Source organism: Flavisphingomonas formosensis, from assembly GCF_009755815.1.
In the GTDB taxonomy this organism is placed as follows: Bacteria; Pseudomonadota; Alphaproteobacteria; order Sphingomonadales; family Sphingomonadaceae; genus Flavisphingomonas; species Flavisphingomonas formosensis.
In genome coordinates, this window is sequence record NZ_WRPK01000035.1 from 1 (window position 1) to 1,524 (window position 1,524).

General features: G+C 58.9%; 1 protein-coding gene. It reads left to right on the forward strand.

Going from position 1 to position 1,524, the window contains the following annotated elements; genetic code table 11:
* Positions 1 to 82: 82 nt before the first annotated feature.
* Positions 83 to 1,225, forward strand: a complete 1,143-nt coding sequence (locus tag GQY20_RS31870) for an IS110 family RNA-guided transposase (RefSeq protein WP_157177991.1) — start codon at positions 83 to 85, stop codon at positions 1,223 to 1,225.
* Positions 1,226 to 1,524: the final 299 nt, after the last annotated feature.

Consider the following 1,524-nt stretch of genomic DNA (forward strand, 5'->3'; position numbering starts at 1 on the left):
AAAGATTCCATGATGAGAGTTGGATAGCGGCCTGAGGAAGATCAGAGTCGGTTTGCTACCAACCACTCTGAAAGGATTTGCCATGTCAGCAGACCTGGTCTCGCAACCTGCCGCCATCCGAGTTGATCTTGGCGCAATTTTCGTTTCGCTGGAACTGTCGAAATCGACTTGGCTTGTGACCTCGCTGTCGCCGGGGACTGAAAAGATGTCTCGTCACTCGGTGCCCGGCGGCGATATGCCAGCGCTGCTCGCATGTCTGGGTGCCTTGCGCGACAAGGTAGAAGTTCGCGAAGGCCAGCGCTATCGAGTGATCGCTATTCAGGAAGCAGGGCTCGACGGCTTCTGGATTCACCGCTCGCTGGCGTCCGAAGATTGGGTCACCAGCCATGTGGTCGATGCCGCTTCGATTGCAGTGTCGCGCCGGCACCGACGTGCCAAGACTGACAGGATTGATGGTGAGGCGCTGGTACGTACCTTGATGGCATGGATACGCGGTGAGCCAAGGGTATGTTCGATGGTTCGCGTGCCAACGGTCGAAGACGAGGACCGCCGGCGGATCGGGCGGGAACGCAGGGTGCTCGTCAAGGAACGCACGCTGCACACAAACCGCATCAAAGGTCTGCTCTTCAGCGTCGGTATTCGGGGTTATGAGCCAAACCGACGGGGTCGGCGTGAACGCCTTGAGGAGATGAGAACGGGCGACGGTAAGCCATTGCCTTCGCATCTCAAGGCGCAGCTCAGTCGCGAGCTTGATCGGCTCGAACTGCTCGACAAGCAGATCAAATGCGTTGAGGCCGAGCGTGACAACATGTCCGAGACTTCGCCGCAAGCCACGCTTACCATGCTCAAGGGCATAGGCCCGGAGTTTGCGAACGTCCTCGCCAGCGAAGGGCTGTTCCGGCATTTCGACAACCGGCGCCAGATTGCGGCTTATGCCGGGCTAGCACCCTCGCCGTGGCGCAGCGGCTCGATCGATCGAGAACAGGGTGTCTCGAAGTCCGGCAATCCACGATTGCGTACGACGATGGTTCAGGCGGCATGGCTCTGGTTACGCTTCCAGCCGGACTCAGCCCTGTCGCGCTGGTTTCAGGAACGCATGGGTCGCAACGGCGGGCGCGGCAAGAAGGTTGCCATCATCGCACTGGCACGCAAGCTGCTCGTGGCCTTCTGGAAATATGCAATGAGCGGTGTCGTGATCGAGGGTGCGGTCATGACACAAGTATAATCAACACCTCGACCTGACCAAATCCTCGGGGCCCGATCAGTCCCGATGGATCCAGGTGAATGGACCGAAGCCCCCCATGGCCTCATCAGCCGAAGGAAAAGAATGGTTCCGTTCTCCTGAGCTTCGCCCCGAATGAGGGATTATGGTGCTGCCGTCTCGAACGGCGACCGCATGTGAGGTTGTACAGGCGAGGTGTCTTCGTCGGTACTCGTGACATAGCTCAGCTGGATTCCATCGACGATCGCGCCGCTACAATAATGCAGACCGGCCCTTGACCGAAAAATCATCATGTGAGGGGG